Annotated in this window: 13 protein-coding genes; all 13 read right to left on the bottom strand. The window is 45.1% G+C overall.

Going from position 1 to position 18,331, the window contains the following annotated elements:
- Position 1 precedes the first annotated feature (1 nt).
- The 13 genes from rsmH to citE all read right to left on the bottom strand — a co-directional run bounded on the left by rsmH (position 2) and on the right by citE (position 18,331).
- Positions 2–952: a 16S rRNA (cytosine(1402)-N(4))-methyltransferase RsmH gene (rsmH, locus tag K5J94_RS04325; RefSeq protein ID WP_221913641.1), complete on the bottom strand. Its 951-nt coding sequence runs from the start codon at positions 950–952 to the stop codon at positions 2–4.
- A 225-nt stretch (positions 953–1,177) separates the two neighbouring features.
- Positions 1,178–2,440 (bottom strand): transposase, encoded by a 1,263-nt coding sequence (locus tag K5J94_RS04320; RefSeq protein ID WP_221912773.1) that lies wholly within the window; start codon positions 2,438–2,440, stop codon positions 1,178–1,180.
- Positions 2,441–2,753: 313 nt separating this feature from the next.
- On the bottom strand, positions 2,754–4,403 hold the full coding sequence (locus K5J94_RS04315; RefSeq protein ID WP_221913639.1) for an ABC transporter permease: 1,650 nt from the start codon (positions 4,401–4,403) through the stop codon (positions 2,754–2,756).
- Position 4,404: 1 nt separating this feature from the next.
- On the bottom strand, positions 4,405–5,139 hold the full coding sequence (locus K5J94_RS04310) for an ABC transporter ATP-binding protein (RefSeq protein WP_159564126.1): 735 nt from the start codon (positions 5,137–5,139) through the stop codon (positions 4,405–4,407).
- Positions 5,140–5,313: 174 nt separating this feature from the next.
- Entirely contained in the window at positions 5,314–7,299 is a 1,986-nt protein-coding gene (gene tkt, locus K5J94_RS04305; protein WP_159564125.1) for a transketolase, read from the bottom strand.
- Between the two features lie 254 nt (positions 7,300–7,553).
- Positions 7,554–8,204, bottom strand: coding sequence for a fructose-6-phosphate aldolase (gene fsa, locus K5J94_RS04300; RefSeq protein ID WP_159564124.1), 651 nt, complete (start codon positions 8,202–8,204; stop codon positions 7,554–7,556).
- A gap of 220 nt (positions 8,205–8,424) precedes the next feature.
- Positions 8,425–9,939 (bottom strand): glycerol kinase GlpK, encoded by a 1,515-nt coding sequence (gene glpK, locus K5J94_RS04295; RefSeq protein ID WP_221913637.1) that lies wholly within the window; start codon positions 9,937–9,939, stop codon positions 8,425–8,427.
- A 394-nt stretch (positions 9,940–10,333) separates the two neighbouring features.
- Positions 10,334–10,591, bottom strand: a complete 258-nt coding sequence (locus K5J94_RS04290; RefSeq protein ID WP_159542874.1) for a DUF896 family protein — start codon at positions 10,589–10,591, stop codon at positions 10,334–10,336.
- Between the two features lie 158 nt (positions 10,592–10,749).
- The gene (glyS, locus tag K5J94_RS04285; protein WP_221913636.1) at positions 10,750–12,789 is read right to left on the bottom strand and encodes a glycine--tRNA ligase subunit beta; all 2,040 of its coding nucleotides are present in this window, start codon (positions 12,787–12,789) and stop codon (positions 10,750–10,752) included.
- Positions 12,790–12,957: 168 nt separating this feature from the next.
- Positions 12,958–13,875 carry a glycine--tRNA ligase subunit alpha gene (gene glyQ, locus K5J94_RS04280; RefSeq protein WP_159542880.1) on the bottom strand — a complete coding sequence of 306 codons (918 nt, stop codon included), beginning with the start codon at positions 13,873–13,875 and terminating at the stop codon, positions 12,958–12,960.
- Between the two features lie 645 nt (positions 13,876–14,520).
- Positions 14,521–15,885 carry a triphosphoribosyl-dephospho-CoA synthase CitG gene (gene citG, locus K5J94_RS04275; RefSeq protein ID WP_221913635.1) on the bottom strand — a complete coding sequence of 455 codons (1,365 nt, stop codon included), beginning with the start codon at positions 15,883–15,885 and terminating at the stop codon, positions 14,521–14,523.
- A 3-nt stretch (positions 15,886–15,888) separates the two neighbouring features.
- A complete protein-coding gene (gene citF, locus K5J94_RS04270; protein ID WP_221913769.1) occupies positions 15,889–17,427 on the bottom strand; it encodes a citrate lyase subunit alpha in 1,539 nt (512 codons plus the stop codon).
- The gene (gene citE, locus K5J94_RS04265; protein ID WP_159542886.1) at positions 17,417–18,331 is read right to left on the bottom strand and encodes a citrate (pro-3S)-lyase subunit beta; all 915 of its coding nucleotides are present in this window, start codon (positions 18,329–18,331) and stop codon (positions 17,417–17,419) included. The genes citF and citE overlap by 11 nt, the downstream gene beginning before the upstream one ends.

Raw genomic sequence — 18,331 nt, 5'->3', positions numbered from 1 at the left:
GTTAATTTCGTACTTTCTGTGCAACACGCAATTTAGCAGAGTGTGCACGGTTATTAGCTGCTAATTCTTCAGCGCCGGGTAAGATGGGCTTGCGCGTTACCACTTGGAATGTTGGTTTTAAGTCATCGGGGATAAAAGGCAGTCCCTTAGGGACATCTACATGACTTCTTTCTTTAAACAATTGCTTGGTTAAGCGATCCTCTAGGGAATGAAAAGTAATCACCGCAATGCGCCCATTGACAGCTAAGAGATCCATAGCCTGCTGAATAGAGTCCTGCGCTGCTCCTAATTCATCATTGACTTCAATACGAATGGCTTGAAAGATCTGCTTGGCTGGATGCCCCTTCTTCTTTAATTCTTTTGCTGGTTTGGCAGACTTAATTAATTCTGCCAATTCAGTCGTGGTTTCGATTGGTTTTTTGCTTCTTGCTTGCTCAATGTTACGCGCAATGGACTTGGAAAATTTATCTTCGCCATAACGGAAAAACAGGCGAACCAGCTCCTGATAGCTATAAGTATTGACAACCTGATAGGCCGTTAAGGGAGCCTCACGGTCCATCCGCATATCAAGCGGCGCATCTTGTTTATAGGAAAAGCCGCGGGCTCGCTCATCCAGCTGAGGACTAGAAACCCCTAAATCATAAAGAATTCCATCAATGGTGGTCACACCACGTTCTAATAATTGGGCTTTTAAGTCTCGAAAGTTAGCTTTAATAAAGGTTACTTGACCTTTAGCCACAAACTCAGCTAAGCGCACTTTGGCGTGATCAATGGCTTTTTGATCTTGATCAAAACAAAATAGGTGTCCTTTTTCGTTCAATTGGGACAACAAATAAGCCGAATGACCTGCTCCACCTAGCGTTGCATCAACGTAGATACCATCTGGCTTGATCTGGAGCATGTCAACAGTTTCCTGTAAAAGGACAGTTATATGATGAAAATCTTTAGTCATAGCTTTAATTCTACCACATTTTATAGTTTTAGAAAACCAAAAGTCAAGGCGAATCATTCCCGTAGTTAATATTGTTGTCCAATTTGTTATAGTCCAAAGGGAGATAATAATGACTTTCCTTGTCTTAACAATTGCTCAACAATATTCACTGATGCCCTTTCTTCCAATTAAATGCAAAAAAGGGCGAAATAACCCCTTGTTTATGTGGTGATTTTTTTGAACCAGTTAAACTACCCAGCTCGCAAGGTGAGTCCTTGTCCCTGACTTGGCTTTCCTTAAGGCAAAGCCGAGCATGACTAAAAAGCTCATGGCAACAGCTAAACTCATCTTCTTTAACCCTCGAATAGTATGGGTCTCAAACCTAAAGTCTCTGTCTAATCGTCCATTCACTCGCTCCACAGCTATTCGCTTCCTGTATAGCCTCTTGAACTTCTTACTATCTCGCGCTACTTGATTAAAGATAATCGGTTCAACACATCGTTTTAAACGAAAAATACAGTTATCTTGATACTTAGGGTGAAAACCATATCGTAAACTATCACTAGAAGAATCATAGCCCTTGTACATGAGCTGAATCGCTTGGCCTCTATCATCTACCCAAAACACTTCTCCTGATTGGTTATAAATCAAATCGGTATCCAAATATTGCCTAGTGCCATTCTCTTTCCACTTATGTGGGTTATCAATGATTGTGACGATATGAGCCTCCTCCAAAAGAGCTTGAAGAGGGCTGCCACTGTAGCCTTTGTCTGCCATTAGGTACTTCCCTTTTTCAAGCGTCATTGGACTGAGGTTCCTGATGAGCTCTTTCGCAACCGTTGGTTCCCCTTTTGAGGCTGGTGTTACTCTCCAAGCCACAGGTAATTCATAGGTCGTATCAACGATAAGATGACAACGATAGCCATAATGGGTTTCTTTAGTTACCATCCCATTTTTATGAGGGCACTGTTTGATTCCACTATCGGCATCTAAATCGGCACGCTTATCTTTCTTTTTCTTATATTTACCATAAGGACTAGCATAGCTATCTATGAATTTACCATCTAAGGCCAAGTTAACACCGAAATTAGGAAGAAGGTCATATAGTTCAGATATGCCAGATAATACCCAGTCCTCAATATCAGGGCAGACCTCTTCCAAGTCCTGGATGAAACGGGAATAAGCAGATTTAGAGGGGGCATGGACTAGTTTTATCGTCCCATTTTTCAATTTAACCCCGTGGGTTTCAAAGCCACAGATTTGACGTAGTTGACTATTCATATTAAGCTGACGAATCAACTGTTGATCGGTTTCCAATTGAAGAACTATTTTAGCAATATAGGCAATGAAATAGGACTGGATGGTGTAATCTTTTCGACCATGTTTTCGTTTGGCTTCTAACTGGTCAAAGAAATCCGTTTCTGGAAGACCATCTAATACCATCAAAATTTTTTCCAAATCACCCAGTTCCTGATCTTCAAAAAGGTTAAGCTGTGTTATAATTTTCATAGTGAGACCTCGTTAATAGAGATTTTTGCTTAAAACTATTATAACGCTTTGACGTTTCATTGAGGCTCACAAAAGGGAAAAATCGCTACTTAACGTGGCGATTTTTCTTTTTGAGGGTTTGAAAAGCTATGATGGCTATGGAATAACTAACTACGGGAATGATTCAAGGCCGCACTGCTGGTCCTTGGGTCAAGCATGTCCGCACCCCATACAAAAAGGGCCAGGCAGCCAAGCTACCAAACCCATTACCAGAATTCTTTTGTGCTAATCGTTTCTGATCCCATCACAGTCTGTGATAAAGCACTAGGTTCAGTTAGTGAGCCTCTGAGTCTAGGCCTTGTGCTAGCTGCTTCCAAAACTTGTGATGCAAAAATAGTTGCACAGCAATTGCTATGCCCAACATCAAAAGGATCGTTAAGCTATTAATCAATAGGGTTTGCTGGGTGACTATAGAAAGCATAACCACGCCTCCTAATAAGCCTCCACCAATAAGGACAGCACCCAACATTATTCCCATAAATAGCCACTGATTGCCCTGCTGTGTGAACAATTCAGTGACATTTTGCCAATTGAGATTAAGGTTTTTGTAATCGCGTCGATAGAAGATTTGCCCCATCAAGGCACTGCTGAGCAGGTAAGCCAGCATAAAGCTTAGAAAAATAGGGGCATTAAAGTGAAATAGGCTTACCTCAAGGATCAGAAACAACAAGACAGGAACACCAATTTGTAAGAGGAGCAGGGAGAAGAATTTTCCCTGTAAAAATGACTTCATCGAGACAGGTAAACTCTTGATATAGTTGAAATTTTCTTTTTCCAGGGAAATACCTACCCCGACAAAGGTTGTTGGTAGCGTGGTTATTCCCCCTACGGTAATGCCAGCTAAGGCAGCTGCTCCAAAGTAATCAGCGGTTATAAAATGACCAATCGTTCTTGCATTCATAAAAAGCGGCATAAATAAGGAAGCTAGCATAAATAGAGGAAGCAAAAAAGTCTGACTCAATAAGGTTGGATCCTGCACAGTGGCAACGTGGTGCTTGAACCAAACCATTACCAAATGGTCCTTGTTTGTAATCGTCTGCCAATTAGACTTACTTGGCTTTTTAGCTGATTGCTTTTGTTGGTAAAGGGCTTCGTTGTAATAATTTGGAATGACTTTCCAATAAAGGTAAGCTGCCAAAGCAAACGTCAAAGCAAGCGGTGCCCAAAAATGCAGTAAACTAGCCTGCGACAAGGGGGCTTGAACCACGTGGTAGAAGCCTGCAAAGTAAGGAACCAAAGGCTGATCACTCAACTGATCGCCCACTGCCATCCGCTGGGTGTTCACAATGTTTAGATAAAGGAGCAACCCAAAGGCACCTAAACTTGAAAAGAAAATCAAGGCAGTAGCAATGAGCTTACGATGCCGACTACGAACGATAATGTGCCCAACCAAAGCGGTCAAAATAAGTGATAAGACTAAGCTTGAACCTAAAATGATGGCAAACATCATCAGGGCTAAAAAGATAGCTAAAGGCCCCGCCAGCATTTGCCAGTAAGCAATGATAAAGAGGGGAAAGAGCGGCATCAAAAACAGTGTCCCCATCCCAAGCGAGGCAACGACCTTGGCCAGATAGATTTCGACCGGGCGAATCGGCAAAGGCACATAGCCTTTAATATCTCTACTGTCATAAAAAACTGAGTACATGGCTGTAAAGCAGCTAACCGTCGCCATGACAAAGAATAAGGCAAGGTAGAAGGAAAAATAGCCCGGATAATGCTTAAAATTAACACCCATAAACATATAGATGTAAACCAGCAAGAAAGAGAGGGAGAGGAAAGCTTGACCGCGCAGCATACTAGCATAAGCATGAAAATTTTCCTTGGGCTTTTTTTCCTGCTTGCGCCTAAGGCTATGGAGTGCTGATGGGTTGGAATAAAGAATATTGATCTTAATAAGTTCCCAAATAATGGACCAACGAATCATCCTACACCTCCTTTTGCTGTTGCCGCCCAGCCAAACTCAAGTAAATCTCCTCTAAGTCCTTGCCTGGATGCTCACGTTGTAGATCTTCCATGCTACCTAAAAAGATGACTTTGCCTTTTTTTAGAATAGCAAAGCGGTCACAAATTTGCTCTGCCACTGCTAGGACATGGGTGGACAGCAAGACGATTTTCCCCTGATCGGCGTGCTTGCGCATTAATTGCTTCAAGTCAAAGGCTGCTTGAGGATCTAAACCAGTCAATGGTTCATCAAGCACCCAGATGTCAGGATTGGATAAAAGGGCACCAATAACAATTGTTTTTTGTCGCATCCCATGTGAGAAACTCTCAATAGTCTGGTGCAGGTCATCTTGTATATCAAACAAGTGACTTAGGCTATCAATACGCTCACGAGCATGCTCGCTATCAACTCTGTAAATCTTTGCAAGAAAGTGCCAATATTCCAAAGCTGTCAGGTTGAGGAAAAGGTCTGGTGAGTCAGGCACATAACCAATCTTTTGTTTGATTTGCTCACGATGCTCACTCAGCGCTTGGCCATCAACGATGACTTCACCATAACTCGCTGCAATTTGTGAGGTTAAAATACTAAGGCTAGTGGTTTTACCGGCACCATTATGCCCTAATAATCCAAAAATCTCCCCGTTTTGAATTCTTAAATTGAGATCACTTAAGGCCTCTTTGTCACCATAGAGTTTTGAAACATGTTGAAAGTCAATCATAGCTACTCCTTTTTTCCTGAAGACACGTAAAGCATGCGTTGTATTTCTTTTCTAATACAATCTTTTTTATTCATCTTAATAGATTCTCTTCATCTTGTCAAGCCTGGTTCAAGCTCTCCTCGTCCGGTTGAAAACCAGTTCAAAAAAGAAGAGCCAAAGCCCTTCTTTTGATCTTTATAATGATTTGAAAAGAGCAAGGGCATTGGCGGTGGTAAAGCCGTACTCTTCAAAAATGCGGTTGCCTGGTGCTGAAGCTCCCCAAGTATCAATGGTTAGGGTCTTACCAGCAAGGCCGACGTATTTGGCCCAACCAAAGCTTGAGCCTGCTTCGATGGCTAGACGTTTGGTCACTGCTGCTGGTAAAATGCTTTCTTTATAGGCTGCTGATTGCTCATCAAAGATATTTTGGGACGGCATCGAAACGACCCGCACATGGATGCCTTCTACTTCAAGCGCTGCTTGGGTATCAAGGGCCAATTTCACTTCGGATCCTGTCGCAATCAAGATACCATCAAGCTCGCCTTTAGCTTCTGATAAGACATAAGCTCCTTTGTTCAGACCAGCTTCAGCCAATTCCTTAGTGCCTTCAAGCACAGGTAAATTTTGCCGGGTCAAGACCAACATGGTAGGCCGGTCTGTTTCAGCCAAGGCGCGCTTCCAGGCGGCATTGGTTTCATTGCCATCTGCTGGGCGAATCACATTTAGATTTGGCATCGAACGCACCGAAGCTAATTGCTCAATAGGCTCATGAGTAGGGCCATCTTCACCAACTGCAATAGAATCATGGGTCATGACATAAACCGTTGGGAGTTTTTGCAGCGCAGCCATCCGCACCGCAGGAAGCAGATAGTTAGAAAAGACAAAGAATGTTCCGCCGTAAACTCTGGTTCCGCCGTGGAGGGCAATCCCATTCATCGCAGCTGCCATGGCAAATTCGCGTACCCCAAACCAGATATTGCGGCCTACATAGTGGCCAGGTTGGAAGTCCGTTTCTGCTTTGACCATAGTGTTGTTAGAAGCTGATAGGTCAGCTGAACCACCCCAAAAGCTGGCCACTTGTTCAGAAATCTGCTGGATGGCTTCTTGACTGGTCACCCGGCTAGCCTTGGATGTGCCCAGCTCATGCGCAGCTAATTCTACCGACAAGGCCTCATTGGCAAAAGCAGCTTGGTAAGCTTGGGCCAATTCTGGGTAGGCTGCTTGGTACTTGTTAAAGAGAGCATTCCACTCAGCCTCGGCTTTGGCACCGCGTGCTTGCAGGCCTTGGGCAAAACGCTCTTTGACAGCTTCAGGGACAACGAAATCATCGTAGGTCCATTGGTAGGATTGCTTTGCAAAGGCGATGCCTTCTGGTCCTAGTGGTGCGCCATGGACAGCAGATGTTCCTTGTTTTTGCGCTCCAAAGCCGATAATTGTCTTGACTTCGATGATACTTGGTTTAGTGCTCTCAGCCTTGGCTGCTTCGATGGCTTGGGCAATGGCTTTTAGGTCATTTCCATCTTCTACCAGGATGTGTTGCCAGCCATAAGCTTCAAAGCGACCTTTCACATCTTCTGTAAAGGCCATGGATGTTGGCCCATCTAAGGAAATGTCATTTGAATCGTAAAGCAAGATCAGTTTCCCCAATTTCAAATGGCCAGCTAAGCTAGCGGCTTCTTGGCTAACGCCCTCCATCAAGTCGCCGTCACCATTAAGAGCAAAGGTATAGTGGTTGACAATCTCATAGCCAGGTTTGTTATATTTGGCAGCCAGATGAGCTTCAGCCATGGCCATTCCCACAGCATTTGCGATCCCTTGACCTAAAGGTCCTGTGGTTGCCTCAACACCATCGGTATGGTTGACCTCTGGGTGGCCAGGTGTTTTAGAACCCCATTGGCGAAACTGCTTTAAGTCTTCTATTGTGACATCATATCCTGCTAAATGCAAAAGGCTATATAACATGGCACTACCGTGGCCAGCTGATAAGACAAATCGGTCACGATTGGTCCAATTCCGGCTTGTTTTAGGATTACAATTCATGAAATGATTCCATAGCACATAAGCCATCGGCGCGGATCCCATCGGAAGGCCAGGATGCCCTGAATTAGCCGCCTGAATGGCATCCATAGAAAGCGTGCGGACAGTAGTTACTGCCAACTGATCGACTGCATCAAATGTCATAAGTAAAACCTTTCTGTTATTCCCTATTAAAAATACAACGTTTTTACGTTTTCTATTGTATCATAAAAAGCCCCTTAGTCTTTCATAAAATCATGAATTCACCAAAAATTCATCCTTGAGAGACACTTATCTGACAGCTATGTAATCACTTACATCAATTGGCTTTTTTGATGTGTCGTGGTGTTTTAAGCTTTTTTGCTAAATCGTTAAGCACTTCACGATCTTCTTCATATCCTCTTACGAGTGCCAAAGTCCTATTTTAATGTTTTAAAGGCTGCCCAGTCTTTCATGAATTGCTCAAGACCACTAGTGGTCAAGGGATGGGCGACCATTTTACTAAATACCGCATCAGGAATAGTGGCAATATCTGAACCTAGCCGAGCAACAGCTTCGACCTGAGCAGCATTACGAATACTTGCCGAAATGATCTCGCTCTTAAAGCCATAATGATCAATAATCTGACGTAAATCAGCAATTAGCTGATAAGGATCAGAGCCAATGTCTTCTAGGCGACCAATAAACGGACTGATGTAAGTAGCACCAGCCTTCATCGCCATGAGACCTTGAGAAGCAGTAAAAATAAGCGTGACATTCGTCTTGATACCTTCTTTGGCTAATTGGTGCGTCGCCTTTAAGCCCGCTTTAGTCATGGGAATTTTGACAACTACCTGGTCATGCCACTGCGCAATGTTTCTCGCTTGCTCAACCATCTCATCAGTGGTCAGACCGGTTACTTCCGCACTGACGGGACCATCAACTATCTGACAGATCTCTTTGATCTGGGTCTCAAAATCGCACCCCTCACGAGAAATAATAGTCGGGTTGGTTGTCACCCCATCAACTAGACCAAGTTCCGTAATCGCTTTGATGGCTTCAACATTTGCAGTATCTAAGAAAAATTTCATCTTTACCCTCCTTTGAAACTATGTTTTAGAAAATACCAGCTAAAAAAAGCCCTTTTCTCTACAGGTATTGCTCCCAAAGTATACCAAGGAAATGCAGGCATCAAAAGTCCAAGTCTTACACACTTTTCTGTGCAAAGTTAGACTTGTTTTTAGCTAACTTCAACCTAGCACTGACTAGGACGTTAAAAAAGCAGGCTTAGGGTTTGGCCTGCTGCTATGCTTACGAGTTACTATCTGGCTGGGCAAATAATTGAGTTGCTTTAATGGCTTGTTTCCAACCTTGATAGAGTTTTTCTCTGCGATCTAGCGGCATCTGAGCTCTAAAAAGCCGACCAGTCGCATTTAATTCTTTGAGCGCAGCCAAATCCGGCCAATAACCAACTGCAAGGCCAGCTAAAAAGGCTGCTCCCAGGGCAGTAGTCTCCAAATTTCTCGCCCTAGCTATATCAATGCCTAGGATGTCTGCTTGAAATTGCATGAGGTAGTTATTCATCGCTGCTCCGCCATCTACCCGTAGCTGGGGAATGGTCATGCCAGAATCTACCGTCATGGTATCAAGCACATCGCGGACTTGATAAGCAATGGCTTGGAGGGTCGCCTTAACAAAGTCGGCTTTGGTGCTTCCTCTGGTTAAGCCAAAGACAGCACCACGCGCATCAGAATCCCAGTAGGGCGCCCCAAGGCCCGTAAAGGCAGGCACCACGTAAATATCATCTGAGCTGGTGGCTGAGTAAGCGAGAGTCTCAGAGTCACTGGCTGTATCCACCATCCTAAGCCCATCGCGCAGCCATTGCACCGCACTACCAGCAATAAAAATCGAACCTTCTAAAGCATAGTGGATCTGCCCATTAATACCGTAGCCAATCGTTGTCAGCAAGTTATTGGAAGATAACTGCATGGTCTGGCCAGTATTCATAATGATAAAGGAGCCCGTTCCATAGGTGTTTTTAATCATGCCCGGCTCAAAAGCCAGCTGGCCAAAAAGCGCTGCTTGTTGATCGCCTGCCATCCCAGCAATGGGAACCTCGCCACCATAAAAATGAAAGGGAGCTGTCTTGCCATAGATCTCTGAATTGGAGCGGACTTGTGGCAACATGATCTTGGGAATATTTAATAAAGCTAAAATCTCATCATCCCAGTCTAAGTCCTTGATGTTAAACAACATAGTCCTAGCGGCATTGGTATAATCGGTGACATGGACAGCACCGTCTGTCAACTTCCAGACCAACCAGGTATCAATGGTGCCAAAGAGCAAGTCCCCACGTTCTGCGCGCGCCTGCGCGCCTGGTACCTGATCAAGAATCCAGCGAACCTTGGTCGCTGAAAAGTAGGCATCAATGACCAGGCCAGTTTTACGATGAATCATCGCTGTGTGTCCGGCTTCTTTGAGCTGATTGGCAATATCTGCGGTTTGCCGCGACTGCCACACTATAGCATTATAAATAGGCTTCCCCGTTGTTTTATCCCAGACCACGGTGGTTTCTCGCTGATTGGTAATACCGATGGCCTCGATTTGTCCAGGTTTAATGCTTGATTCAATAAACACATCTGCAATGACCGATTGGACAGAATTCCAAATCTGATGCGGGTCATGTTCAACCCAGCCAGCATGTGGGAACAGTTGGGGGAATTCCTTTTGGCTACTACTAATTTTCTCACCTTGATGGTTAAAAATAATTGCTCTAGAACTTGTCGTTCCTTGGTCAATCGCCATGATGTAGGTCTCTTGTACCATTTTACTCCTCCTAAAAAATGGGGTTTGGGGTTGTCTGTTTCTACTATTATACCCAAATTCAGATCAAAAGCCTGCCAGAAAACCTGACTTTACCCCAAAAAACATTCTTTTAGACCAGTTGGACCACAGCTACTGATGTGCTCAGTCAGCTATTCACTTACTCCCTACAGATAAGAAAAAGCCGCCTCTAGCTCAAACAAACAGTGCTTGGTGGATTGCTTAAGCTTTTCAACGACAACAAAAAAGAAAGCCAAAGCTGGCTTAATGCCTACTTGACTTTCTTAGCTTGGCTGGCTTTGTGCTCGTAACCTGTAAGCTGTAGCTGGGCCAAGCAGGACTTACTGCCAAACAAGGCCACGGTCCCATGGCCAAGCCTAGTTCCTGCTTCTTTGCATTAGGAATTGGGATCATCCAAGCTACGGCCATGTAGCCCTTTTTCCCTTTGCACTTGGCGGAGCTTTTCTGGGGTAACGTCATTGCCTGCTTCATCTACTAATTTGATGCCTTCAACGTGATGGCGTACGGAGCGACGAAAACCTTCTATGTATTCTTCACGCAGCTTGGCTTGTTCCACTTTTTCTGGACCAGTGAGGCCGACGGTTTTTTTCTTTTTAGCAAGTTCGTTAATACGTTCGATTTTTTTAGGATCCATTTATTCTTACCGATCTGGGCTTAAGGCTGTTTTTCCTCGGCTTAACAAGGTTTAGCAAGCACTAAGTGTGACCTTTGGCCCTTTTTCCTTTCTCCTGTATTGCAGTGATGGGTAGGCTTGCAGCGTCTTTTCAAGCCTAGCCGCCAAGTTGACAATGCTTATTTTGAATTTAAGAGATTAAAGGCTGCAACCTTTTTTGCTTTTGCCACTAGGCTAGCAAGCAGAGCCAGACGATTGTTTTTGACTTGCTCATCATCGGCCATTACCATCGTCTGGTCAAAGAAAGCATCAATCACCGAACTTAGGGCAAATAATTGGGTCACATTTGCTGCCATGTCATCGCGCAAATCAAGAGCAGCGACAGCTTGATACAAGTCGGCTTCAGCGGCATTTTCAAAGAGGTCTGGTTGCACACTGATAGCTGCGTCAGCTTTTTGTGCCAAGTTAAAGACTCTAGATAGGCTCTCGATGGCTCCTTTGTAGTCAGCTTCTTTACTCTTTTGGGCAAGGGCTGCGCTGGCTGCTAGCATGAGACGGACCACATAGGTGTCAGAGGCAAGAACAGCTGTGCGAATGTCTTTAGCAATGGTTGGGGCCATCATCTTTTCAATCCGTCCAGCAATAAAATCCATGACTTCTGCCTGATGCGCATAGGTTAGACTGTCAAAAGACAGGCTATAGAGATGGGCAATTAGCTCATCCAAGGCAATATCCCAGCCAAAGGCTTCCAGAATGCGGACAATCCCCTGGGTAGCTCGGCGTAGCGCATAGGGGTCATTAGAGCCACTTGGAATCAAGTCAACACTAAAGAAGGCTAGCAACGTATCGAGTTTATCAGCTAGGGCCAGCACTGCACCGACCTTTGTCTCTGGCAGAGCACCTTCTGCTGAGCTTGGTAGATAGTGCTCGCGGATAGCGATGGCTACTGCTGGGTCTTCACCAGCCAGTAAGGCGTATTTTTCACCCATAACGCCTTGCAATTCGTCAAATTCATCAACCATGCCCGTCAAGAGGTCAAATTTGTAAATCTCAGCTGCACGCAAAAGCGCAGTCTGCTCAGTTTTTGACAAGTCAGCTTGTTGAGCTAAGTATTGGGCAATCAGCTTGGTCCGCTCCATATGCTCAGCCAAAGACCCGATCTTTTCATGGAAGGTCACCTGGTTTAATTTGGCAACTAAATCAGCAATCTGGAGTTTTTGGTCTTCTTGCCAAAAGAATTCGCCGTCTTCAAGCCGGGCAACCAAGACCTTTTCATTTCCCTTAATCACATTTTCAATGTGCTCAGCATTCCCATTGCGCACTGAAACAAAGTTAGGCAAGAGTTTGCCAGCCTGGTTGCGCACAACAAAGTAACGCTGGTGATTTTTCATAGACGTTACCAGCACTTCCTCAGGCACATCCAGGTATTTAGGATCAAAGCTGCCCAAAAAAGCAGTTGGATACTCCACTAAATTAAGTACTTCGTTTAGTAAATCAGGATCAATCTCCACCTTAATCTGATGTTGTGCTTCAATCGCCTTGATTTGATCCAAAATCATTTGCTGGCGTTCCTTAGCATCAGTAATGACAAATTGCTGGCGCAGGTCATCTTGGTAGGAATTGGCTGAAGCAATCGGCGTCTCTGTCCCTAAGAAACGATGGCCGCGACTAATGCGATCAGACTGAATAGCCAAAAAAGACATAGGCAAAACTTGCTCATCAAGTAAGACCGTCAAGGTATGGACCGGACGAATGTATTCAAAATGGTGATTAGCCCAATGCATCGTCACAGGGAAGGTTAGGCTTGCAAGCACTTCTGGGATGGCTGCAAGCACCTCAACCACTGACTTACCTGGTTCATGTTTGGTGACATAGGCATAGGATTCGCCTTTGACTTCACGAAACTCAATATCAGCCACAGTCAAGCCCTTGCCCCGGACAAAGCCCTGCGCTGCCTTGGAAAAATTCCCTTGGGCATCCAGTGCGATCTTTTTGGCTGGACCTTTAAAATCCTCCGTCAAATCAGTCTGCTGCTCGGCTAAGCCTTTGACACGAACGGCCAAACGACGCGGCGTTGAGAAGGTTTCAATGGATTGATAAGCGAGGCGATTATCTTGCAAGAATTGGCCCATTTTTTGGCCTAGTTGGTGTTCACTCGGAGTCACCACATAAGCCGGTAATTCTTCTAAGCCGAGTTCTACTAATAAATCTTTTGTCATCTGTTACTCCTTACTGGTAAAAATTTGCAAAAGGATATGCGCTTAAAATGCTCCTTAGGCACATTCCATTAGCTCTGCTTGAGCTTTCGTAAGCCTGACAAGGCAAGAATCAAGCGGCAGAAGACTGCTCGTCAGGTTGCTGTGCCCTTGTTAAGAGCTCCTTAGAACTTAAGCTTCGTCTTTGGCTAGGAGTTTAGCCCGACTCGCTTCATCTAATAGAGGAAAGCCTAACTTTTTACGTTCGGCCACAAATGTTTTAGCGACCACCCGCGCCAGGTTTCTGATTCTAGCAATATAGCCCGCACGTTCCGTCACTGACACTGCACCTTTGGCATCTAACAGGTTAAAGGTATGGGAACATTTGAGCACATAATCGTAAGCAGGATGCACCAGACCTTCAGCCAGTGCCCGGTTGGCTTCTTTTTCATATTTTTCAAAATTATCAAGCAGCATCTCCTGATTGGCAACCTCAAATGAATATTTTGAGTGCTCGTATTCTGGTTGCTTAAAGATTTCACCATATTTGATCCCTGGTGCCCACTCAATGTCGTAAACCGAGTCCACTTCTTGAATATAGGAAGCTAGGCGCTCTAAGCCATAGGTTACCTCAGCTGTCACAGGTGAGGTAGCAAGGCCACCTACTTGTTGAAAGTAGGTAAATTGGGTAATTTCCATCCCATCCAGCCAGACTTCCCAACCAAGACCAGCAGAACCTGTTGAAGGATTTTCCCAGTTATCTTCCACAAAACGAATGTCGTGCTCTAGGGGATTGATGCCAAGCAGTTCTAAGGATTTTAAATAGAGCTCTTGGATATTATCAGGTGATGGTTTCATCACAACCTGAAATTGGTGATGCTGGTAGAGACGGTTAGGGTTTTCCCCATAGCGGCCGTCAGCTGGTCGGCGGGATGGTTCGACATAGGCTGCATTCCAAGGCTCAGGACCAATAGCCCGTAAAAAGGTATAGGGTGACATGGTGCCAGCTCCTTTTTCATTATCATAGGCCTGCATCAACATACAGCCCTGATCATTCCAATAGGTTTGCAAGGTTAAGATGATTTCTTGAAAGGTCAATGGTTGTGTCATGTTCTTTCTCCTTAAATGTGTTTAGCTGATCTTACCAAGACTAGCCTGGTCTTTGCGCTAGCAATTGGGCTTTGCAGATTGGCTAACAAAGTGGCATCTCTTTTTAACAAGGCGCCTGACTTTTAAGTTTATGCGGTTGAAAATAGCTAGCGCGTTACTGATTTGCACTTGGTTCAACACCTAGTCAACATAAGAAAAGAACCGCCTGTCCGCCTCCCATGTCTTATGACATAGGGGCGTCAAAACGCGGTTCCACCCTATTTTATTACTTCGTTTAAGCTTATCTTAGCTAAAGGCTGCCTAGGCAGTCTGATAAGAAAGCGCCACTGGGTTTTACCATCACCATCCGGCTCCCACTCTCCCGGATTCGCTTGGCATGAGAATAAAACTGTTTCTTTCTTGGACTTGATTGTAACACATTCTTGTGTCTTTGTCCAATCGCTTTTCTGGCTTCCTGCAGGATTTCATGCTGGCTTTGCTGCTGAGCATAGACAAGAGGTCTCTTAGCTGGAAGCAATGCTTTTTTGCATGCACGTAGCAGTCAGTCTGGCAAGAGTTACCGCCACTGCTGCGAGGCGCTAGCTAATCCAAAAGCTAGTTCAAGCCAACATGCAAGCCGGTCTCAGCTAATAATAGCTGGCAGGCTCAGCGATTTTCCTTACCCAAACTCCCATCTAAAAGTGCTAGAAAGATAGTGACAATCAGCAGGTCGGCGGTTCCGCCTAGACTGAGGTTTTGGCTGATAAACGCTGCATCAAGTGTCTGTAAGTAGGCGATGCCTTGAGGTGTTTTGGCTCCTCCTAGGTCAAAAAAGGTCTGGACCTGAGTCTGTAGGGTCTCAACCACAGCGAGATTGCCTGCTCGCTTGATGAGATTAGAATCCTGTATCTGAGTGGACACAGTCATCAGCGTATCTAGGAGGCGCTGGTTAATGGTGCCTTGCGTTTGTTTGAGATACGGCAGGGCCAGCTCAAAGACTTGGGGAAAGCCTTTTTCGGCTTCGCCTCTGACTCCCTTGAATCCATAGTCTAAAAATTGCTGTTCACCTGCTGTTAGACTAGGTTTACTGGCTAGCTTGGCAAAGTCAGTCTGGGTAATGCCTTTAGTCATTGCACGAATGATTTCTGAACAAGACAGGTCAGTGAAACACTGGTAGATGCTCGCTATATACACAAGCCCTAGTGAAAAAATGGCTCCCTTATGGGTATTAACACCTGCTGTCGCTGCAAACATTTGCCGCTCAGCCTTAATTCCTTCTCCTCGAGCAGCAGCAAATAAGGCTGGCAGCGAGCCGGTCCAGTTAATCGTTAGGTCAAAAAGTGCGGCAAAATAGGGAGCTAGACTGGTCGCGCTATCAATAAAAGTAAAGACATCCATATCTGGGTGGCTGCCTTGACTAGCCGGATCAACTAGGCCCGGTTTGGGCAAGACCGAGACCTCATAGAGCAGGGCTTTGATAGCTGTTCCCACCATTCTTTGTTTTTCTTGCTGAAAAAAGGTTGCAACAGCATCTGAAAGCTGGGTAATAATCTCTTGTGCGTCATGATTTTGACTGCGTGAGCACACTTTAGCTGGCTTGCAACACACAAAACAACTCCTTGGGGGCGCACCTAGGGCTGTGCGGGAAAGCTGTTGAGCATCTGGCTGCAAAACATCGGCATCAAAGAGCCGCCCGAGTGAGAAATTTTCCTCAAAATAGATGGTCTTTTGCTTACATGCCTTAGCTGAGCATTCCAAGCATAAAAAAGCTTCTGGTCCGGTGCTACGCTCGGCAAAAACAAGCTGGTGACTCGGTTGTAAGTCTGCCGTTAATGCCATAAGTCCCTGGTAAAAAATATAACGCAAAAGCTGGCTATTTTTTATTGACCCAGGTATGTTTAATTTAAGCGCCACAAGGCTTTGTGGCTGGTGTTTAGCAAGCAGTTGCGTTTGGATCGCAACGCGCCATTCTCGGTTTAATAGAATGTCATCTAGGCTAACTGCTTTGCCGCCTTCAAATAATTTTATCATGAGTTAATCGTTGACTTCTAAAATAGTATCCATTAAAGTGCCGTCACGGTATTCAATGAGGGCAACGACCCGATCGGTAAAGCTCAAAGCTTGTGGGGTACCCGTTTGTTGCTCGGCCATTTGTTGTAAGGCTTCAATGGTATAAACGGGAATACCTGGAATGTTGCTTAGGACTTCTTGCAAGTCCCGGCGTTTTGGATTAATCGCGATTCCGACTTCGGTGACTACCACATCGATAGAATCACCAGGAGTAACGACAGTGGTCACCCGAGGCACAATTGTTGCGATCCGGCCGCGGACCAACGGGGCTGAGATAATGGTCAACTGCGCTGTTGCGGCATCTTGGTGCCCACCGATGGCGCCACGGATAACGCCGTCTGAACCGGTCATGACATTGACGTTAAAGTCCGTGTCAATTTCTAAAGCTGACAAGATGACAATATCTAGTTTGTCAACCATGGCACCTTTATTAGCTGGATCAGCATACCAAGACGCATCAATTTCTTGTTGGTTTGGGTTAGTGTGCATGGATTGGGCCGCGCCTTTATCAAAATCTTGCACATCCATGAGCTTATCAACCAGGCCTTCTTCTAGCAAATCAACCATTGGTTTGGTAATACCTCCTAAGCCAAAGGAAGCTGTAATCTTTTGATCAAGCATGGCCTTACGAAGAAAACGTGAAACTGCTAGCGCGGCACCACCGCTCCCTGTTTGAAAGGAAAAGCCTTGTTTAAAGTAGGGAGAATGCGTAATCACTTCGTTGACTGTTTTAGCAATTTTTAATTCCTTAGGATCAGTGGTAAAGCGCGTAGCACCTGAGCCGATTTTATCAGGATCACCTACCGCATCAACCTTTACAATATAATCCACCTGCGTTTGCGTAATCGAGGCGGGGGTATTAGGATAAGGTTTTAATTCGTCTGTGACAAGCACCACGGTTTGCGCATACTGGGCATCCATAAGAGCATAGCCTAAGGAGCCAAAGGCTGTCGCACCAAACATACCATTGGCATTGCCCATTTCATCAGCGTTAGGAACGCCTAAGAAAGCCACATCAATAGCAATCTCACCCGTTTCAATGGCGCGAGCACGACCACCATGGGACCTAAAGATTACCGGATTAGCTAAAGCTCCATGGGAAATAGCATCGCCTAGGGTACCTCGCATGCCAGAAGAAGTGATATTAGTGACTACGCCTTTTTCAATAGCTTCAACCACAATAGCATTCATAACATTGGTCAAAGAAGAAGGCGCAATAGCGATATTTTTATATCCCATATCTATAACCAGCCGCATCACCTGATTAAAGACAAAGTCACCTTCGCGAAAATGATGGTGAAAAGAAAGGGTCATGCCATCTTTCACTGTTTTTGCGATGACTTCTTTTAAGCTAGCTACCACTTTGGAGCGGCCGCTAGTAGCTGTGACTCTAGGAGCAACCCGCTGGGTCACGGTGCCTTCATAGTCGACAGTAGTAAATGGTTTTCTGTTTAATGGTTCTAATAAATGATCTGGTATCTCACGATTGACATTATTTTTCACGGTCATTGCCCTCCTCATCTAACAGATTTGCTGCTTTGGCTAAGCGCAGCACGTGTTGCGCTTGTAAGACTACGGGTCGATCAACCATCTGACCGTTTAGTGCAATCACGCCAGAGCCCTTCAAACGCGCTTCTTCGATAGCTAGCATGACATTTTGAGCCTTGATAATGTCTTGTTCACTTGGTTGGTAGACACTGTTAACCCATTCAATCTGTCTGGGATTAATAATGGATTTGCCATCAAAACCAAGTTGGCGTATCAAGGCGGTTTCCCGCAAAAAGCCTTCTTTATCATTCATATCAGTAAAGACGGTATCAAAGGCAGATATTTTAGCAGCACGAGCAGCATGCAAAACCATGTTCCGGGCAAAGAGAAGCTCTTGTCCATCAGGGTAACGATGGGTCTTCATATCAGTGGTATAATCCATCCCAGAAAGGGCCACTCCCATCATCCGCTCAGGACAAGCAAAGGCAATTTCTCGCGCATTGAGCACACCAAGTGCTGACTCAATCGCTGCCATCACTTGGGTTTGGCCCTCTTTAATGCCAAAGGTTTTTTCTGCTGCTTCTACCTCAGCAACGAGTTCGGTCATCATCTGAGCGGACTCGACCTTGGGCAAGCGAATGACCTCAATCCCTGCTTTGACCATCGCCTTGACATCGTCCTTCCAATAAGGCGTATCAAGTCCATTAATCCTAACGACGAGCTCGGCACTTCCATAATCACGAAAAGTCAGCATTTGATAAACCAAATCACGCGCAGCATCCTTTTCAGCTATAGATACAGCGTCTTCTAAATCAAACATAATGGAGTCTGCCCCATAAATACCAGCATCTTTTAGCATAGCTGGATTGTTACCTGGCACAAACATCATCGTACGTCTTAAGCGTTCACTTGCCACCAT

The sequence above is a fragment of the Streptococcus halichoeri genome, assembly GCF_019774635.1.
In the GTDB taxonomy this organism is placed as follows: domain Bacteria; phylum Bacillota; class Bacilli; order Lactobacillales; family Streptococcaceae; genus Streptococcus; species Streptococcus halichoeri.
This window is presented reverse-complemented; position numbering and strand designations above follow the sequence as displayed.